Source organism: uncultured Nitrospira sp., assembly GCA_902500695.1.
In the GTDB taxonomy this organism is placed as follows: domain Bacteria; phylum Nitrospirota; class Nitrospiria; order Nitrospirales; family UBA8639; genus Nitrospira_E.
The window spans coordinates 7,434-25,267 of record CABVRQ010000006.1 but is presented as its reverse complement, the minus strand read 5'-3'; the positions used below and the strand labels follow the sequence as shown (position 1 = coordinate 25,267).

At 50.6% G+C, this 17,834-nt stretch carries 16 protein-coding genes; 15 read left to right on the top strand and 1 reads right to left on the bottom strand.

Annotated features, from left to right (window positions below; all coding sequences use genetic code 11):
• A complete protein-coding gene (lon, locus tag AAH187_RS02505; protein WP_342346851.1) occupies positions 1–2,475 on the bottom strand; it encodes an endopeptidase La in 2,475 nt (824 codons plus the stop codon).
• A 700-nt stretch (positions 2,476–3,175) separates the two neighbouring features.
• On the opposite strand from lon, the gene bamA reads away from it, so the two are divergent.
• The 15 genes from bamA to AAH187_RS02430 form a co-directional block, all read left to right on the top strand.
• On the top strand, positions 3,176–5,374 hold the full coding sequence (gene bamA / locus AAH187_RS02500) for an outer membrane protein assembly factor BamA (protein ID WP_342346850.1): 2,199 nt from the start codon (positions 3,176–3,178) through the stop codon (positions 5,372–5,374).
• 54 nt (positions 5,375–5,428) lie between these two features.
• Positions 5,429–6,001: an OmpH family outer membrane protein gene (locus tag AAH187_RS02495; RefSeq protein ID WP_342346849.1), complete on the top strand. Its 573-nt coding sequence runs from the start codon at positions 5,429–5,431 to the stop codon at positions 5,999–6,001.
• A 68-nt stretch (positions 6,002–6,069) separates the two neighbouring features.
• Entirely contained in the window at positions 6,070–6,525 is a 456-nt protein-coding gene (gene fabZ, locus AAH187_RS02490; RefSeq protein WP_342346848.1) for a 3-hydroxyacyl-ACP dehydratase FabZ, read from the top strand.
• A 69-nt stretch (positions 6,526–6,594) separates the two neighbouring features.
• Complete coding sequence (gene lpxA / locus AAH187_RS02485; RefSeq protein ID WP_342346847.1) at positions 6,595–7,404, top strand: acyl-ACP--UDP-N-acetylglucosamine O-acyltransferase; 810 nt, start codon at positions 6,595–6,597, stop codon at positions 7,402–7,404.
• Positions 7,405–7,431: 27 nt separating this feature from the next.
• Positions 7,432–8,304 (top strand): UDP-2,3-diacylglucosamine diphosphatase LpxI, encoded by an 873-nt coding sequence (gene lpxI, locus AAH187_RS02480; protein ID WP_342346846.1) that lies wholly within the window; start codon positions 7,432–7,434, stop codon positions 8,302–8,304.
• A gap of 54 nt (positions 8,305–8,358) precedes the next feature.
• Positions 8,359–9,348 carry a Gfo/Idh/MocA family oxidoreductase gene (locus AAH187_RS02475; protein WP_342346845.1) on the top strand — a complete coding sequence of 330 codons (990 nt, stop codon included), beginning with the start codon at positions 8,359–8,361 and terminating at the stop codon, positions 9,346–9,348.
• 48 nt (positions 9,349–9,396) lie between these two features.
• On the top strand, positions 9,397–10,527 hold the full coding sequence (gene lpxB, locus AAH187_RS02470; RefSeq protein ID WP_342346844.1) for a lipid-A-disaccharide synthase: 1,131 nt from the start codon (positions 9,397–9,399) through the stop codon (positions 10,525–10,527).
• Entirely contained in the window at positions 10,524–12,278 is a 1,755-nt protein-coding gene (gene msbA, locus AAH187_RS02465; RefSeq protein ID WP_342346843.1) for a lipid A export permease/ATP-binding protein MsbA, read from the top strand. Before lpxB ends, msbA begins: the two co-directional genes overlap by 4 nt.
• 31 nt (positions 12,279–12,309) lie before the next feature.
• A complete protein-coding gene (locus tag AAH187_RS02460) occupies positions 12,310–12,813 on the top strand; it encodes a lysophospholipid acyltransferase family protein (protein ID WP_342346842.1) in 504 nt (167 codons plus the stop codon).
• A 2-nt stretch (positions 12,814–12,815) separates the two neighbouring features.
• Positions 12,816–13,022 (top strand): hypothetical protein, encoded by a 207-nt coding sequence (locus AAH187_RS02455; protein ID WP_342346841.1) that lies wholly within the window; start codon positions 12,816–12,818, stop codon positions 13,020–13,022.
• Positions 13,023–13,029: 7 nt separating this feature from the next.
• Complete coding sequence (locus tag AAH187_RS02450; protein ID WP_342346840.1) at positions 13,030–14,397, top strand: 3-deoxy-D-manno-octulosonic acid transferase; 1,368 nt, start codon at positions 13,030–13,032, stop codon at positions 14,395–14,397.
• A gap of 59 nt (positions 14,398–14,456) precedes the next feature.
• Positions 14,457–15,557, top strand: a complete 1,101-nt coding sequence (lpxK, locus tag AAH187_RS02445) for a tetraacyldisaccharide 4'-kinase (RefSeq protein ID WP_342346839.1) — start codon at positions 14,457–14,459, stop codon at positions 15,555–15,557.
• 68 nt (positions 15,558–15,625) lie between these two features.
• Positions 15,626–16,711, top strand: a complete 1,086-nt coding sequence (waaF, locus tag AAH187_RS02440; RefSeq protein ID WP_342346838.1) for a lipopolysaccharide heptosyltransferase II — start codon at positions 15,626–15,628, stop codon at positions 16,709–16,711.
• Complete coding sequence (locus AAH187_RS02435; RefSeq protein WP_342346837.1) at positions 16,708–17,310, top strand: HAD family hydrolase; 603 nt, start codon at positions 16,708–16,710, stop codon at positions 17,308–17,310. The genes waaF and AAH187_RS02435 overlap by 4 nt, the downstream gene beginning before the upstream one ends.
• An 87-nt stretch (positions 17,311–17,397) precedes the next feature.
• Positions 17,398–17,834: glycosyltransferase family 9 protein (locus tag AAH187_RS02430; RefSeq protein WP_342346836.1), on the top strand; the 437-nt coding region annotated here is incomplete at its 3' end.

Sequence of the window (17,834 nt, the reverse complement as noted above, 5' to 3'; positions counted from 1 at the left end):
TCAGCGAGTCTTGGTGACGGTTTGTCGTAAAGGGCGACGAATGGCCGGCGACGGGACTTTTTTTCGACGGCCGGAAGAACTATTCCCATGAGTTATTGCCGAGTTCGAGGTGTGTCGATTTTTCATGCGAAGGGCGACTTTGAGAACTTCCGACATATTCTCTACATAAATAAACTGAAGTCCTCGCAATAAATGCTTGGGAATATCATTCAGGTCTTTTTGATTTTTTTTAGGCATAACAATGGTTTTGATATGGGCCCGTTTGGCAGCCAACACTTTTTCTTTTAACCCACCAATGGCCAGTATTCTGCCGCGAAGCGTGACTTCTCCTGTCATTGCCAAGTCTCGTTTGACAGGTTGATTGCTGAGGCAGGACGCAAGTGCCGTGGCGATGGTTATGCCTGCGGAAGGCCCGTCTTTGGGGATCGCGCCGGCCGGTACGTGAACGTGGATGTCTTGTTTGGCAAAGATATCAGGATCGATTCCCAATAACTTGGCTTGTGAGCGGATATAGGTGAGTGCGGCATGGGCTGATTCTTTCATGACTTCCCCGAGATGCCCTGTTAAGGTTAGCAGTCCTTTCCCCTTGATGGCCGAGGCCTCAATGTACAACACATCTCCACCGGTTTCTGTCCATGCGAGTCCTGTTGAGACGCCGACTTCATCTTTCTCCTGCTCCTGATCCGGCACATATTTGGGCACGCCTAGATAGTGGTGGAGGTTTCGAGGTGTAACCTGATGCTGTTTTATCTTTCCTTCGGCAATGCGTTTGGCCACTTTTCGCATCACATTCGCGAGTTCGCGCTCTAGATTGCGAACTCCGGCCTCCTTGGTATATTGCGAGATGATGCGTGCCAGGCACGGATCGCTGAGGAGTAAATGCTCCTCCGTAATCCCGTGTTCTTCTAACTGTCGGGGGATCAAATAGCGTTGCGCAATGCCAAGTTTTTCTTCCTCTGAATACCCTGGAATTTCAATGATCTCCATTCGGTCGCGTAGTGCGGAGAGAATGGGGTCTGTCAAATTCGCGGTCGTAATAAACATCACCTTACTCAGGTCAACGGGTAACCCAAGATAGTGGTCCATAAACGCATGGTTCTGTTCCGGATCTAGGACCTCGAGCAGGGCCGCCGACGGATCCCCGCGGAAATCTGTCCCGATCTTATCGACTTCATCTAACATGAACACCGGGTTGTTGGTTCCGGCCTGTTTGAGCCCCTGGACAATCCTCCCTGGTAATGCTCCGACATAGGTTCGGCGATGCCCTCGAATTTCGGCTTCGTCTCGTGTTCCACCTAAACTCATGCGAACGAATTCCCGACCCATGGCACGAGCAATCGATTTACCTAAGGAAGTTTTGCCGACTCCAGGAGGGCCCACAAAACACAAGATGGGCCCTTTCATTTTGGCTTTAAGTTTGCGAACGGCGAGATATTCCAGGATTCGTTCCTTGACCCGTTCCAGGTCGTAGTGATCCTCGTGCAGGACCTGGCTTGCCTGTGGGATGTCGAGGGTATCCTCAGAATGATGATTCCAAGGTAATTCAACCATCCATTCCAGGTATGTCCTGATCGTCCCGGCCTCCGCCGTATCCTGGTGCATTTTTTCCAGACGTTTCAGTTGCTTCTCTGCCTCTTTCAGGACCTTGTCCGGCATGGTGGCTTCTTGAATTTTTCGACGAAATTCAGCCACTTCTTCGGTTCGGTCATCGAGTTCTCCCAACTCTTTTTGAATCGCTTTGAGTTGTTCGCGAAGGAAGTATTCTCGTTGCGTCTTATCCATTTCGCCCTTGGCTTCAGCTTGGATTTTCTGTTGCATGGACAACACGTCTTGCTCGTTTCCCAGGATTTCATTGACTCGCCTCAGGCGGAGAAGGGGGTCTTCAATTTCGAGGACTCCCTGAGTGGTCTCAACGTTAAGCCCAAGATTGGAGGAGATAATGTCTGCCAGCCGCCCAGGATCGGCAAGGTTTTCAATGACCGTGAGCACATCCGGCATCAATACTTTTCCTAAACCGATGATTTGACCTAATGCCTCTCGGGTGGAACGAACGGTTGCTTCTTTTTCTAAGGAAGGAAGTGTTGTGGACAATTCGGTGCAGGTTGCGATCCGGGCAGAGAAAAACGGATGGGTTTGGGTGAATTCTTGAATGCGGGCTTTGGTGAGCCCCTGTATGAGTATTTTAATACGGGCATCCGGAAGTTTCAGCATGCGCATGATGACCCCGACTGTTCCCATTTGATAAAGGTCTTGTGTCTCTGGAACTTCCACGTCTTGATTTTTTTGGGTGGTTAAGAAAATTAAGCGGTTGGAAGAGAGAGCGGCTTCAATGGCCTTAATGGATATGTCCCGCCCAACAAAAAGGGGAAGCACCATATAGGGAAAGACGACAATATCCCGTACAGGCAGGAGTGGTAATTCCTCTGGGATCTGTTCAATGGAAGGTGTGGGAGTCTCCGGGTAGTCTTCAGCCATCAGTTTCAGTTCTAACGACGAACGAATAGGTTTAGCCAAGATATGGCAAGAATGGTGAATCGTGTTTCTCTGACTTTCTTCATGTGTAAGGGTCCCCTTTCAAACATAGAAGGGATCTCTTCGGAGATAATGTGAACGCAAAATGGTCACGGCTTCCACAGCCAGCGCCCAAGATTGTCGGAGGTTAGGAATGAGCCTCAGAGTGAAATCCACTAATTCGTTGTTTGAGAATATCTAGATGATCTAAATTGATTTTGATACTAGGAGAAGGTGAAAAATGTTGTCAAGGTTTATGCCCGTTCTCATCCCCGAATGTCTCTGGGAATAGGGCCTGCGTAAGGTGTTGCCTTTACAAGGAATCCTGTCACGAATATAATCTGGCACCTTGATCCCAACATGATGATTTTCTTCCCATTTCCCAGGCTTCCCCCCCATTTCATCAACATCTCTAAGGTTTAACTGTTGGGGAACAAATTGAAGGGGCAATTCTGCTGTCCCGCTGACTATACAATTTTTCTGTGATACACCCTTCTTGTTTTTACCATTGCTTCAGAGATGCTTCATGGATCTAGTGCTGCCTCGGTCACTTGGTCTTGGGCAAAAGAGGAGGCGTTTTCGGATTTCTCCCTTTCCCTCTGTCGGCCTTTTTCTCCTTATCGTCCTTTTCGTTTTGGGAGCACTTTCGTTTGAGAGGCCAGTATTGGCTCAATCTTCCCAATCCCAAATTAAGGCCATTAAGGTTGAAGGCAACCAGCATATTGAAGAGCAAGCCATCTTAGGAAAATTATCCTTTAAACCAGGGGATTCCTTTACCCAAGAGTCTGTTCGGGAACAAATCCAGCTCATTTATGGGATGGGTTTTTTTGAAGAAGTCGAAGTCTCAACCGAAGGCGGGGCCAATGGAGTCCTCGTGGTTTTTCGTGTAAAGGAGAAGCCGTTTACCATCGAAGTGGTGTTTGATGGAAATGAAGAGTTGTCAGACGACAAGCTTAACGAAAAAAATATCATAAAAAATCAGGTATTTTTAGACAAGGAACAGGTAAAGATTTCTGTAGAAAATTTTCGGCAGTTGTATCACGAAAAGGGTTTTTACCACGCTCAAATTATTCCTATCACTGATATCGTCGAGAACAATCAAGTGCGATTGACCTATTACATCGAAGAAGGGAGCCAAGCCCATATTCGTACGATCGAGTATGAGGGCCGAAATGTCATTCAGAAGAAGGAATTGACGTCCTTTATGGCCAATCGAGAATATTCCTGGCCCTGGTCAATATTTTCGGATGCCGGTATTCTCCATCGGGATGAGCTTCCCAATGATGTCGAACGGATTAAAGAAGTATATCTCAATAAAGGCTATTTGGATGTTCAGGTCGGGATACCTCGAATGGATTTGGATGAGACGAAGGAATGGTTTACTCTGGTATTTCCGATTGTCGAAGGAGAGCCCTATGTTGTGAGTCAAATCGAGTATACGGGAAATACGCTCTTCTCGGAAGCAGAATTGCGGGAAGGTCTGATCATTGAGGTTGGTGAAGTGTTTCAGCGTGCCAAAATCCGTGATGAGGTAACCCGGCTGACGGATTTATATGGTAGTCGTGGTTATGCGTTTGCCGAGGCCAATCCTTCGGTTGAGCCTGATCCGCCCACTCGGAGCACTCGTATTGGTTTTTCTATTGAGGAAGGCGAAATGGTCCGGATTCGTGATATCCGGATTACCGGGAATAATAAGACTCGGGATAATGTGATCCGGCGTGAATTGCGTGTGGATGAAAGGGATATGATCGATTCCCCGGCCATAAAACGAAGTTTCGAACGCCTCAATAATTTGAATTTTTTTGAAACGGTCGAAATTCTTCCGAAACAAATAGCTCCGGGGGAAGTGGATTTAGACGTCAAGGTCAAGGAAAAACCCACCGGCTCTTTCAGCATTGGCGGGGGGTTTAGTACCTTAGACCAATTTACGTTGATTGCGGATATCACCGAGGGAAATTTATTCGGGCGGGGGTATTTAGCCAGGATTCGAGGGCAGGTTGGAGGGCGACGAACCATTGGGACGATTACCTTTCGAAATCCGGCCATTTTTGATACCTTAACCTCGGGCCAAGCAGATTTGTTCAGCTCACGAACGAATTACCTGACTTACCTTGAAAAAAAGCAAGGTGCGAATCTGACCTTTGGTCGGGGATTTTCCGAATACTTGACAGGGACCTTTACCCTCGTAGCAGAACAGATCAAAATTGATGATGTGGACTCTGATGCAAACGATCTGATCAAAGATCAGGAAGGCAAGCAATCCACGACTGGGTTCCGTGCCTCTTTATTCAGGGATTCGCGTGATTATTATTTAGATCCCCGGCGAGGCACTCGAATGGGTGTCCGCGCGAGTTTTGGAACAGATGCACTTGGAGGATCAAATAACTTTTATAGTGTGGCGTTTGATGCGATGAAATTTACGCCTCTCCCGTTTTGGGATTTTCGTCATTCCATTCGAGGTCGTGTTGGGTATGGCGATGGATTTAATGGCTCGGACTACCCTATTCCTGAGTTTTTTTACGTGGGAGGCATTAACACTGTGCGGGGCTTTAAATATGGTCGGGCCGGGCCGGTAACCGATGGGAACGATCCTGAAGGAGGCAATAAACAAATCATTATTAATAATGATTTAATTTTTCCGGTGTTGCCCGATGCCAAGTTGAACGGGGTTCTCTTTTTCGACTATGGAAGGGGATTTTCTCAGGGAGATAAATTTGATCTTGATCTTCGAATGGCTGCGGGCCTAGAAGTACGATGGATTTCACCATTTGGACCTCTTCGGGCGGCGTATGGCCGTCCTATAGATGGGCCAAAGGATGACAGAAAGTGGGTATTTGAATTTTCTGTTGGATCGGTTTTTTAGATGGGGTCCGCAATAAGAACATTCGTGATGGCGAAGCGTAGGAGAGAACACACAATGAGGAAGTCAGGTGTTGGGGCTGTCAGCGGTTGGATCACTTTGGGAAGTCTGGTTCTGAGTCTTGTCTGGGGATGTGCGGCTCAGGGGCCAAATACTCCATCGGATCTCCCGGTCGGCGTCGTTGATCCTCAGCGAATTTTGGCAGAAACAGCCAAAGGCAAACGGCTGTCGGATGCGCTGAATGCCTTCATGAAGGATCGGCAAACCCTTGTGGAATTAGAGCAAAAGGAATTACGAAAGCTGGAAAGTGACTTAATGGCCCAAAGTACCGTATTGAGTCAGGAGGCCAGAGATCGGAAGGAAGAACAGTTCAGGGAAAAAATGGCCGGGTATCAACAAAAAGTTGCCGATTTAAACAGAGAAGTTCAAGAGAAACAGCGGGAATTGCAAAACGAATTTCGCCTCCAGGTGCAAAAAGTTGTGACGGAAGTTGCCGGTCAACGTGGCTTGGGTCTGGTTTTAGAATATGGAGTCAATTCAGGCACCTTGTTTTATCAAGCTGGACTGGATATTTCTACTGATGTTATTCAGGCCATGGATCGGGAGATTGGTGCGATGAGTGTGCCATAGGCCATGGGATAATTCATGGTCATGACGACCAATGGTGGCAGAGAAGCACAGAGAGAAAGGGGGAAATTATGGTTGAGGGCGAGTTGGATATTCTCCAGATTCAGGACTTACTTCCGCACAGATATCCCTTCTTGCTGGTGGATCGGATCCTCGAGATCCAAGATGCGACCAGGATTGTGGGTATTAAAAACGTCACGGCCAATGAACCGTTTTTTCAAGGGCACTTCCCCGGGCGCCCTATTATGCCTGGCGTATTACTTTTAGAAGTGATGGCACAAGTTGGCGGGGTGTTGGCCAGAAAAACGGCCAAGGGGATTGGGCGCCCTACCGTTTTTCTCACAGGAATTGAAAAAGCCAAGTTTCGTCGACCGGTCGTTCCTGGTGATCAACTGCGGGTTGAGGTTGAGATCGTTCGACGAAAAGATCCATTTTGGAAGATGGCCGGGAAGATCCTGGTCGATTCGTCCTTAGTCTGTGAAGCTGAAATGACCGCCATGGTCAGAGTCGAAGAAAGTGAGGCCTAGCCGCGATCAATGGGGTCGTAGCGCGAGGTTGGCTTTGAAATCATGTTCAACCCAAAAAGTGAGAATTTGATGAATATTCATCCCACAGCAATTGTCCATCCCAAAGCCACAGTAGGGGAAGATGTCGTCATCGGGCCCTATTGCGTTGTGGGTGAACATGTCACGATAGGAGATCAAACAGAATTAGTGGCCCATGTGTGTGTGGAGGGGCATACGGAAATTGGCCGGTGTTGCCGGTTTTATCCATTTGTGTCCATTGGAACTCCACCGCAGCATTTGCAATATAAAGATGAGCCCACCAGAGTCTGTATCGGAGATCATAATATCGTTCGTGAGAATGTGACGATTAATCGGGGTACGGCCTTTGGAAGCGGAGTGACCAGAATCGGACACCATAATTTTTTCATGGCCTATACCCATGTGGCTCATGATTGTGAGCTGGGTAATCATATTGTGATGGCCAATGCCGCAAACTTGGCTGGCCACGTCTCTGTGGGAAGTTCTGTCGTGATTGGAGGCTTGGTCGGGGTGCACCAATATGTACGGATTGGTGAATATGCGATGGTGGGAGGGTGTTCGGCCTTAGGACGGGATGTCCCGCCGTTTGTTCGTGCGGCCGGAGGCTATCGTGCTCAAATGTTTGGGCTGAATACTATTGCCTTGAGGCGCCATGGATTTTCCGGAGCACGCATGAATACCTTAAAAGCCGCATTTGAACTCTTATTCCGTCAAGGACATCGTCTTCAAGAAGCCATTAAACTTGCTCGTAACGAGTACGGTGAAAGTACAGATGTCATGACGTTTCTCACTTTTTTAGAAAGTACCAGTCGCGGGATCTGTCAAGTGTCTTCCCGGGAGTTGGATGATGAAGAGGAGTAAGTTGGTGATCGTCTTGGGGCGCAGGGTATGATTTCTCCTGAACAAGATGAGCGGATTGGCCTGATTGCGGGAAATGGACGCTTTCCGATTATTTTTGCCGACAATGTTCGACGATTAGGATTTTCAGTTTCCGCGATCGCGCATGTGGGCGAGACCCTACCGGAACTTGAATCCCATGTTGATCGGATTCATTGGCTCAAGGTCGGGCAATTTAGCAAGGCATTGGCGGCATTAAAGGGTGATGGCATCCGTCAGGCCGTCATGTTAGGTGGCATCCACAAAACGCACGTCTTTACCTCACTTCGGCCGGACCTCAGAACCTTGGCGATTTTTAGCCGATTGAAACACTGGAAGGATGATGCGATCCTCAGAGCGGTTGCTGGAGAATTAGAGCTGGAAGGGATTCAGATTCGGGAGTCCACGTTTGGCCTTGAAGGTATTCTGGCGAAAGAGGGCAATCTTGCCTACAGGAAACCAACGAGCAAAGAGTGGGAGGATATCCAATTTGGTTGGGATACCCTGGAAACCTTGGGGAAGTTAGATATTGGGCAATGTGTCGTGGTGAAAAATCGGGTCATTGTCGCCGTGGAAGCCGTTGAGGGAACGGATGGGACAATTACTCGTGGAGGGACACTCGGGGGCAAGGGAACCGTGGTGGTCAAACGAACGAAACCGCAGCAAGATCTCCGGTTTGATTTGCCGGCGGTTGGTCCTCAAACCATTCAGTCTATGGTCGCTGTGAAGGCTTCAGTTCTTGCCATTGAGGCCGGGCGCACCGTCGTCCTTGATCGAGATGAGATGTTTGTGAACGCCAAAGCAGCTGGTATCGCGATCGTTGGAATCGCTCCTACCGGTGTTTTACACTCTCTTACCGGATCTTCCGATGCTGCACCGCATTAAGGGGATGCATTCCCAATGGTCGTGTTTCGGGTGGTGTAACCGGAAACGCTGGTTTTGTTCTCCTATTCAGCGACCATCTATCCCTACATGACACAATCCATACGAGTAGGGGTGATTGGTGTTGGTCATTTGGGCCGACATCATGCCCGCATTTATGGAACCCTGCCTTCTGTGACATTAGTTGGGGTCTCCGATACGGATCCTTCACGCGGGCATGTGGTTGCGGATGAATGTGGAGTATCGTATTTCCAGGATTTAGACGATCTGCTGTCTTTGGTCGATGCGGTAAGTGTGGCGGTTCCGACCTCGGCGCATGGTGTTGTGGTCACGACCTGTTTGCAACGCGGGTGTCATGTTCTGGTCGAAAAGCCAATTGCCAGCCATGTGTGGGAAGGTGAGCAGTTAGTCGAACTCGCCAAAGTCCGGGGGTCTATACTGCAGGTTGGGCATATTGAGCGGTTTAACCCGATAGTCGAAGTCATGCGTCCTCTGGTGAGTCAGCCCGGCTTTATTGAATGCCACCGCCTAAGTCCTTTTCAGCCTCGAGGGACAGATGTCGATGTGGTACGGGATCTCATGATTCATGATTTGGATCTGTTGTTATCGTTAGGCTTGGGACCCATCCTGCAGGTGGAAGCGAGAGGCATGCCGGTGTTTACCGATCTGCCGGATATTGCCAATGTGCGAATTCTCTTTGAAAGCGGGTGCTTGGCTAATTTGACTGCAAGCCGAATTTCGACTGGACGACTTCGAAAGATCAGAGTGTATCAACGCGATCGCTATCTCTCTGTTGATTTTGGTGGAAAAGAGGCTGTGATGAACACCAGGAGAAGTTTGGAGGGTGGAACCTTTGAAGTTGAATCGCAACATATCAAGGGTGATGAAGGCGATGCCCTGACTCGTGAATTGGACTGCTTCATTCAATCGATTCTGGGGAATCCTTCCGCCCGAGGTGTCTCAGGAGAAGAAGGGGTGGAAGCTTTGAGAGTCGCGACCCAAGTTGTCTCGCTCATTCAACAACATGACGGGCACTCGCCGCAGTAATCGGTATCTGTGCGAACTTTCCGGCATGAGTGATCTGTTAGAGTCTTGATGCCAAAAATTTTCTTAGTGACCGGTGAAGCCTCCGGCGATATTCACGGAGCGCACTTAGCCCTGGCCCTTCGGGAACTGAATCCTGCTGTTGAATTAATCGGTGTGGGTGGCAGCCGGATGTTGGCGGCAGGGGTCTCGCTTCTTCCTGATGTAAAACGGGTGGATGCCATGGGTGTGCCGGGGATCCGGCAGCTCATACAGGGGTGGAAGACGTTACGAACCCTTGCCCGTTACCTCAAACATGAACGGTTTGATGTCATTATCCTCATCGACAGTCCAGGGTTGAATCTTCGTTTGGCCAAGGCCATTGCAAAGGGGTCACACAAAATCATCTATTATATTGCCCCTCAGGTGTGGGCATGGGGAAGCCGTCGATTGAACGTTATTCGAAGAGTGATCAGCCATGTGTTAGCCATTCTTCCATTCGAAGAGGCCTATTTCCAAAAAGCCGGCATCCCCTGCACGTATGTGGGGCATCCGTTATTAGATGAGCTCAAGCCTACTTACGATATTGTTTATGAGCGTCAACAATTAGGGTTAGAGAGAGAAGATCTGGTGATCGGTCTGCTGCCCGGGAGTCGTGTCCGGGAAGTCCGGGAGGTTTTGCCGGCCTTCCTGCGTTCGGTCGAACAGATTCGGATTCAATACCCTCGCATTCAGGTCATTCTTGCTCAAGCGCATTCACTGCCCGATTCTGTGGTGAATGATCTCCTTGGACAATTCGGGCAACAGGTGAAGGTGGTCAAAGGTCGGTCCAATGAGGTGATGGCAGCCTCAAACCTTCTGTTGGTGACCTCCGGGACGGCGACGTTGCAATCGGCACTGATTGGAACACCAATGGTTGTGGTCTACCGAGCATCGCCTTTGACCTATCATATTGCCAAATGTCTGGTTAAAATTCCCTATATTAGTTTAGTGAATATTTTAGCCGGTCAAAAAATTGTTCCAGAGTTGATTCAGAATCGTATGACCCCAAACAGTATTGCTCACGAAGCCTTAGGCATTTTACAAGACGTTCGCCGTCAAAACGACATGATCCGCGCTTTCCAGGCTATTCGGACTTCCCTCGGGGAGGCGGGAGCGTCGAAACGGGCTGCAGCCTATATCCTTGCTGAGGCGATGACATGAAGACCCTCTGGCGAATCGTGTCGTATCTGAAGGAGTACCGCCTCCGGTTGCTTGGCGCATTTGTCTGTTCTGCCGGGGTGGCTGGATTATCGGCGGTCTATGCCTGGCTGGTCCAACCGGTTCTGGATGGAATTTTTATTGAGCGCAATCAAGAGATGTTGCTCATTCTTCCGTTGGCAGTCCTGGGTGTCGCGATTTTGAAAGCGTCCTTTGCCTATGGGCAGGGTTATCTCATGAGTTATGTGGGGCACTGGCTGGTGTCCGATATTCGTCAACAATTGTTTATTCATATCGTCCGCTTGCCGATTCGTTTTCACGATGCGAATGCCTCAGGACGGTTGATGGCCAGGGTGATTAGCGATGTCAACGAAATGGCGAATGCCATTCCCAGTGTGTTGAAGGATATCTTTCAGCAGGGGTTGACCTTTGTCGCGATGCTGTCCGTGGTCTTTTATCAAAATTGGAAACTCGCCACAATTGTGTTGGTCGTATTACCCTTCTCCTCATTGGTGTTGGTCCGGGTCGGCCGGCGGATTCGTAAACTTTCAAAGCGTGGTCAAGAATCGATTGGGAAAATGGCTTCCGTCTTAAAAGAAGCGTTTTCAGGTATCAAGATCGTGAAGGCCTATGGTCAGGAAGAGAAGGAGGCTCAACGATTTTCTCTGACGAATCAAGCATTTCGGACAGCGAAAGTGAAGTCGTCTCAAACCTCGGCAATGGCCTCTCCTCTTCTTGAGGTCATTGGAGTCTGTGGTGTGGCCTTTATTATCTGGTATGGAGGAGGATTGGTCATTGCCGGTGAGATGAAGCCGGGAGAGTTCTTTTCATTCCTGGCTGCCATGTTCATGGCGTATGCCCCCCTCAGGAAAATGTCCGGAGCCAATGAATCGGTTCAGCGTGCTCTTGCGGGGGCCCAGCGAGTGTTTCACGTTCTCGACTTGGAAAGCGAGGTCGCGAAAGACGAAGGCAAGAAAACTCTTCCACCCATGGCGAAAAATTTGGAATTTTCCGGTGTCAACTTCAGGTATGAGGGCTCTGAAGAACCAGCCTTGCACGAGATCAATTTCACGATCAACGTGGGGGAGGTGGTGGCCTTCGTCGGGGCCAGTGGTAGTGGAAAAACCACGCTCGTGAGTTTGGTACCACGGTTTTATCGTCCGACGGACGGAGCCGTGAAAATTGATGGGGAAGATATTCGCCTGGTTGATCGATCCTCTCTCAGACGGCAGATTGGCATAGTGTCTCAAGAAACCGTGTTGTTCGATGATACGATCAGAAATAATATCGCCTATGGCTGTTTGGATGCGAGTGAGGAGGCGGTCATTGAGGCGGCTCGCGCCGCCTTTGCCTGGGAGTTTATTGAGCGCCTCCCGCAGGGACTAGACACGCTGATTGGTGAAAATGGGCTACGATTATCGGGTGGGCAACGTCAACGACTTGCTATTGCCAGGGCGATTTTGCGGGATCCCCCGATTCTGATTCTGGACGAGGCGACGTCCGCTCTGGATTCGGAATCGGAAAAGCTGGTTCAGAAAGCTCTGGTCAATCTGGTGAAAGCCAGAACGACCTTGATCATTGCCCACCGATTGTCCACGGTTCAGCATGCCGATCGTATTGTGGTCATGAATCATGGAAGAATTGAAGAGATCGGCACTCATAGTACCTTGCTTCAGCAAGGAGGCCTCTATACTCGATTGTATCAAACGCAATTTTTACTTACACAACCCGAACCGTCACCGACGACCTCCTAAATCGAATAGCGCCGTTCCTATGTTGAATTGGATGAAACTGTCTGTTGCGCCCCCATTAGCAGCGCGAATCATTCGCCTCTTGGGACAGACGATGCGAATATCCACCGTAGGTGGGGAAACCGTGGACGAGTTGTATCGCCAGGGTCGACAGATCATCATTGCCTTTTGGCATGGTCGTCAGTTGATGATGCCGTTGGCCTACCGCGGGCAGCAGGCCTCTATCTTGATTAGCCAACATCGGGATGGAGAAATCATCGCGCGAATCATGGGTTATTTTGGATTTCAGTCCATTCGCGGATCGAGCACACGCGGGGGACTTCGAGCCACCAGGCAATTGTTAAAGGCCGCGCGGAATGGCGGGGATCTGGTTGTGACGCCCGATGGCCCGAAGGGACCAGCCTGCACGGTCCAATCGGGAGTGATTTATCTGGCGAAGGCGACGGGATTGCCCATTATCCCTTTAACCTTTGCCTGCTCAAAAAAAAAGTCTTTACGAGTTGGGATCGCTTCCAGATTCCCTATCCCGGTGGGGTAGGGTTGTTTGTGTGGGGACCACCCATCTGGGTAAGCGAAGATCTTTCCAACGAGCAGCTGTCCGGTCCAGGGTTGGAGCTGGAAGGTTCGTTGAACCGGCTCACGGCTCAGGCCGAATTGGCTGTTCAGGATTCCGATCCGGTTGAATCATTTTTTCGCCGGATGTCCTCCCCCGATCTGATCGAAAAGAAACAGACATTCGACGCGTGACCCACCCATGTATTATGTGATGTATAATGTGCTGCTTGTCCTGGCCTTTCCCATTATCATCGGACTCCTGCTGACAAAAAAACGCAGTCAACGCGGTCTTTGGTGTCGGCTGGGGGCGGTTCCTGTGGAATTGCGGGATCTTCAGAAACCCGTTATTTGGATTCATGCGGTCTCCTTGGGGGAAGTGGAGACCATTGTTCCACTGCTCCAGGCGATGAAGCAGCGATATCCTCAATGGCCGTTGGTGGTGTCGACCGTGACGGAGACCGGTCGGGAAGTCGTGATCAAGCGTTTGGAAGGTGTGGCTGTCCATTGTTATGCTCCCGTCGATTTCTGGTGGGCGGTTGGCCGGTATATCCGCATACTTCAGCCTCAGCTCTTTATTCTGGTCGAATCAGAATTCTGGCCCAATCTGCTCAAAAATCTTCAGCGGCATCGTGTGCCAGTTTGCCTCGTCAACGGGAGAATCTCTTCACGATCTTTTGCCAGGTATGGCTGGGTTAGAGGCATGATGAACCGAGTATTGAACTGTCTCGATCTTGCTTTGATGCAATCGATACACGATGCTGAGCGAATCGGCCATTTGGGGGTCAAGCCGAATGCCATTCATGTCACCGGGAATATGAAGTTTGATCAAGGCCTGGAGCAAGGTCAGTCTGCCGATACCCATACTCATGTGTCTTTCAGGTCACTCTTCAGGTGTCATCCTGCTGAGGCGCTGATTGTGGCCGGGAGTACGCATCCTCAGGAGGAGGAATGTCTGTTGGACGCGTATCGGAAGGTGGTTGCACAGCATCCTCTGACCGTGCTGGTGATGGCTCCACGACATATCGAGCGTGCCGCCAAGCTTGAACAGGTTATTCAACAATATGGATTTCCCTGTGTTCGTCGCAGCCGGTTCGGACAGGATGTCGGAGATCAGCCTCTTTACCAGGGACCTCGCGTCATCCTGTTGGACACCAGGGGAGAATTGGCCTTTGTCTATCGTGAGGCCTCTGTCACGTTTGTGGGAGGCACATTGGTTCAGGTTGGGGGACATAATTTGTTGGAACCTGCGCAATGGGGTCGCCCCGTGGTGTTTGGACCCCATGTTGATCATTGCCGGGATAGTGCCGGACTCCTTCTGGAAGCAGGGGGAGGGATTCAAATACAGAATCAGGACGATTTGGCATCTCAGTTGATTCGTCTGATCGCGCATCCTACAGAAGCCGATGATATGGGCCAAAGGGCGTTGGAGGTGGTCCGGACCCATCGGGGGGTCATCACCAGGAATCTTCAATGGATTGATCAATTGTTGGAAAATGACAATTTGCCCTTTTTCCCGTTGTCGGCGAAAGAGTCCTCTTTACGCAAGTCTCAAGAAGTGGTGCGATAAGCTTCCGTTCCGTGTGAGATTGGAATGAGGGAGAATATGATCTACGCCATGTGTCCTTCGTGAACACGACGCCTCCTTCCCTTGCTGTGAGTCCGGAACGGCTTTGGCGTTGGTTGCACCGGCGTTGCCCATGGATTCTCAGGGGGTGCGCGGTTCCCTATGGTGCAATTGCCGGATGGCGGAGGACAGCCTATCAACGTGGCTGGTTACCTCAACTTCGCTTACCCAAACCGGTCATCAGTGTGGGGAATATGACCGTGGGAGGAACGGGGAAAACCCCATTGGTGATGTGGGTGGCAGCCAGACTTCATGAGCGGGGCAAGCGGGTAGCGATTTTAAGTCGTGGATATGGAAGACAACGCTCAGGAGTGAATAGGCTGGTCTCCAATGGCCTATCCTTGAAGGGTGATTGGCGCTCGGTAGGGGATGAAGCCATGTTGATGGCTCACAAGTGCCCATGGGCGATTGTGGCAGTGGGAACCGATCGTTATCGGTTGGGACAGTGGGTATTGGACCAGGCCTCATGCGATTGTTTTCTTCTTGATGATGGCTTCCAGCATCTTTCTTTATATCGAGACCTGGACTTGCTCTTATTCGATGCGACTGATGTTGAGGGCTTAAATGGAGTCGTGCCGGCTGGGCGAATGCGTGAACCGCTTTGTGCAGCAAAATTGGCCACGACGATTGTCTTCAGTCGAACGGAACGCAATGTATCGGTAGCATCACTTCAGAATCGAATTGAACAGAGCGTTGGGAAATCCATTGTGCCCTTGCATCTGGAAACCGAGCCTGAAATATTCACGCATATTGCGACAGGGGAGACCCAACAGGCCTGGGCCTTCAAAGACTCATCTTGTTTGATCTTTAGCGGAATTGGCAATCCCGCCTCCTTTCGATCGACGGTGGTCTCCTGTGGGTTGACAGTGGGTGAGGAGGTTCGGTACCCAGATCATTTTGCCTATTCGGAAAAAGATGTTGAAGCCATTCGCGTGAAGATGGGGCGTTCAGGGCTTGCTCTCGCGATCACAACAGAAAAAGATGCCCTGAAAATCAAAGAGCATTTGAAGCGCGATGATCCTCTGTGGTCGTTGGATGTGCAAGTGCGGATGACTCAAGGCGAAGACGAGTTACGTGAACAGCTCCATGCCATTTGTCCATAGGACTCAGACATGGTTGGACAGATAGGTTCTAGCAGATCAGTTCATGTGAGGGGACATATGGTTTTTCGATGAACATTCTCGTCCGCGTTCCCAACTGGATCGGAGATGCCGTGATGTGCCTACCGGCTCTCATGGATTTGCGGAATCATGATCCTCATGCCAGGGTAACGGTGTTGGCCAGGCCGATCATCGGAGACCTGTTGAGAGGACATCCGGGAGTGGATGAGGTCATCATGTATTTCCATCAAGGGGAGCACAAGGGCCTCCTCGGGCTCTGGCATCTCATTCAACTAGTGAAGGGAAAGCAATTTGATCGCGCGGTGTTATTCCAAAATGCCTTTGAAGCGGCCCTCATTACCTGGGTGGCTGGCATTCCATTCCGGATCGGGTATGCGACGGATGGACGGCGTTGGCTGCTGTCCGAAGCTGTTCCCTGGCCAGATCGGGCTCATCTGCACCATACGGAGTATTATCAGGAGATCGTCAAGGCCGTCACCCACTCTTCCGGGAAAGACCGTACCCCTCAACTTTTTCTTTCTCCTGAGGTGAAGAATGCCTGTGCCAAAGAGTTTCCTGAGGTATTTCTTCCATCAGACAGTCTGGTCATTGGGATGAATCCTGGCTCCGTGTATGGATCGGCCAAACGATGGCTGCCGGAACGCTTTGCGGAGGTGGGGGATTTGCTGGTTGAGCGTCTGACAAAAGACTTTCCCGGGACTCCGTCTGTCCGCTGTGTCCTGATTGGAGGCAAGGGAGAAGAAGCGCTTGGAGAGGACATTGCCAAACGGATGCGGTATGAGCCGATCGTCTTATCAGGAAGGACCACGATACCAGAGTTAATGGGCGTGCTGACACGCTGCTCCGTCTTGGTTACCAACGACACGGGACCGATGCATGTGGCTCAGGCTCTTGGGGTACCGGTCGCTGCGGTGTTTGGTTCAACGGATTCCTCCACGACAAGCCCTCATGGACAATCCAGGGGAGTGGTGACGGCATCGGTCCGTTGTGCACCCTGTTTATTGCGCGCCTGCCCGATTGATCATCGTTGCATGACCCAAGTGTCCGTGGAGCAGGTTGTGGAGGCCGCGCTATCTCAAATCAGGATGTCACCAGGCTACGGGAACGAAGGTCGGATCAGAGGGCATGTTGGATGAGAGATGTTTCCGCCGCACAGGGTACGGCCGTGTTTTTGGATCGGGATGGCACCTTGAACCACGATACGGGGTATGTCACTTCTCCCGAACAATTGGTGTTGTTCCCGGGAGTCCCTGAAGCCATCGCCCGATTAAACCAGTTAGAGGCCATGGTGCTTCTGGTGACCAATCAATCGGCCATAGGCCGGGGGATGATGACCATTGAAGGGTTGGAGTCGATCCATGAAAGATTGGCGGAATTGATTAGCCCCTACGGAGCCAGGATTGATGGTATCTTCTTCTGCCCTCATCATCCTCAAGACGGGTGTGGATGTCGAAAGCCCAAAGCGGGGTTGATCGATCAAGCCGTATCCCGCTTTGCGCTTGATGTCTCGCAGTGTTTTTTGGTCGGGGATAAGCGCAGTGATTTAGAGGCCGCTCAACGCGCCTCGGTTCCAGGTATTTTGGTCATGACGAGTTCGTATAGCGCGGATGTTGTGAAGGCGAGGGAGGAGGGAAAGGTGTCGCTTGACTATGTGGCGGATAGCTTTGTTCATGCCGTGGACTGGATTGAACAGCAAATAATGAGCCGGGGCAATCGAACCGGGCAACAACGATGAATGCACCGGGATCAGCGTTCATCCATTCATCCGCGTTAATGGGATATCTTGTGTGACTGATGGGCTAGTGGTTTCTCGCGGGTACCTATGGACATCAATCCTCAGCGCATTCTGATCATCAAATTAAGTTCGCTGGGTGATATCGTGCATGCTCTTCCAGCGGTGGCTGCTTTGCGTCAGCGGTTCCCGTATGCCAGGCTGACCTGGATGGTCAAAAAGATCTGGGCGCCGATTCTGGAAGGGAACCCTGATATTGATGACATCCTGTCCGTGAATGTGTCCTGGCAAAATTGGCCTACTATCTTTCGTATACTCCGAAGGGGAGAGTTTGATCTGGTTGTTGATTTTCAAGGGCTGTTCCGTTCCGGGATCTTCGGCGTGATGACCGGAGCTCCAACCCGTGTGGGTTTTGCCCGGGCCAGGGAAGGGGCAACCTGGTTTTATACGCATCAGGTGCCTTTGCCGGAGACGAAACCTTCCACCTGGCGTCTGCTGGAAATCCATGCCGTGGATCGGAATGTAGC

Excerpts from the sequence above, each read along its gene's own strand:
- lon (WP_342346851.1), bottom strand. The coding sequence starts at position 2,475 with ATGGCTGAAGACTACCCGGAGACTCCCACACCTTCCATTGAACAGATC.
- AAH187_RS02495 (WP_342346849.1), top strand. The coding sequence starts at position 5,429 with ATGAGGAAGTCAGGTGTTGGGGCTGTCAGCGGTTGGATCACTTTGGGA.
- fabZ (WP_342346848.1), top strand. The coding sequence starts at position 6,070 with ATGGTTGAGGGCGAGTTGGATATTCTCCAGATTCAGGACTTACTTCCG.
- lpxA (WP_342346847.1), top strand. The coding sequence starts at position 6,595 with ATGAATATTCATCCCACAGCAATTGTCCATCCCAAAGCCACAGTAGGG.
- lpxI (WP_342346846.1), top strand. The coding sequence starts at position 7,432 with ATGATTTCTCCTGAACAAGATGAGCGGATTGGCCTGATTGCGGGAAAT.
- lpxB (WP_342346844.1), top strand. The coding sequence starts at position 9,397 with ATGCCAAAAATTTTCTTAGTGACCGGTGAAGCCTCCGGCGATATTCAC.
- msbA (WP_342346843.1), top strand. The coding sequence starts at position 10,524 with ATGAAGACCCTCTGGCGAATCGTGTCGTATCTGAAGGAGTACCGCCTC.
- AAH187_RS02460 (WP_342346842.1), top strand. The coding sequence starts at position 12,310 with ATGAAACTGTCTGTTGCGCCCCCATTAGCAGCGCGAATCATTCGCCTC.
- AAH187_RS02450 (WP_342346840.1), top strand. The coding sequence starts at position 13,030 with ATGTATTATGTGATGTATAATGTGCTGCTTGTCCTGGCCTTTCCCATT.
- waaF (WP_342346838.1), top strand. The coding sequence starts at position 15,626 with ATGAACATTCTCGTCCGCGTTCCCAACTGGATCGGAGATGCCGTGATG.
- AAH187_RS02435 (WP_342346837.1), top strand. The coding sequence starts at position 16,708 with ATGAGAGATGTTTCCGCCGCACAGGGTACGGCCGTGTTTTTGGATCGG.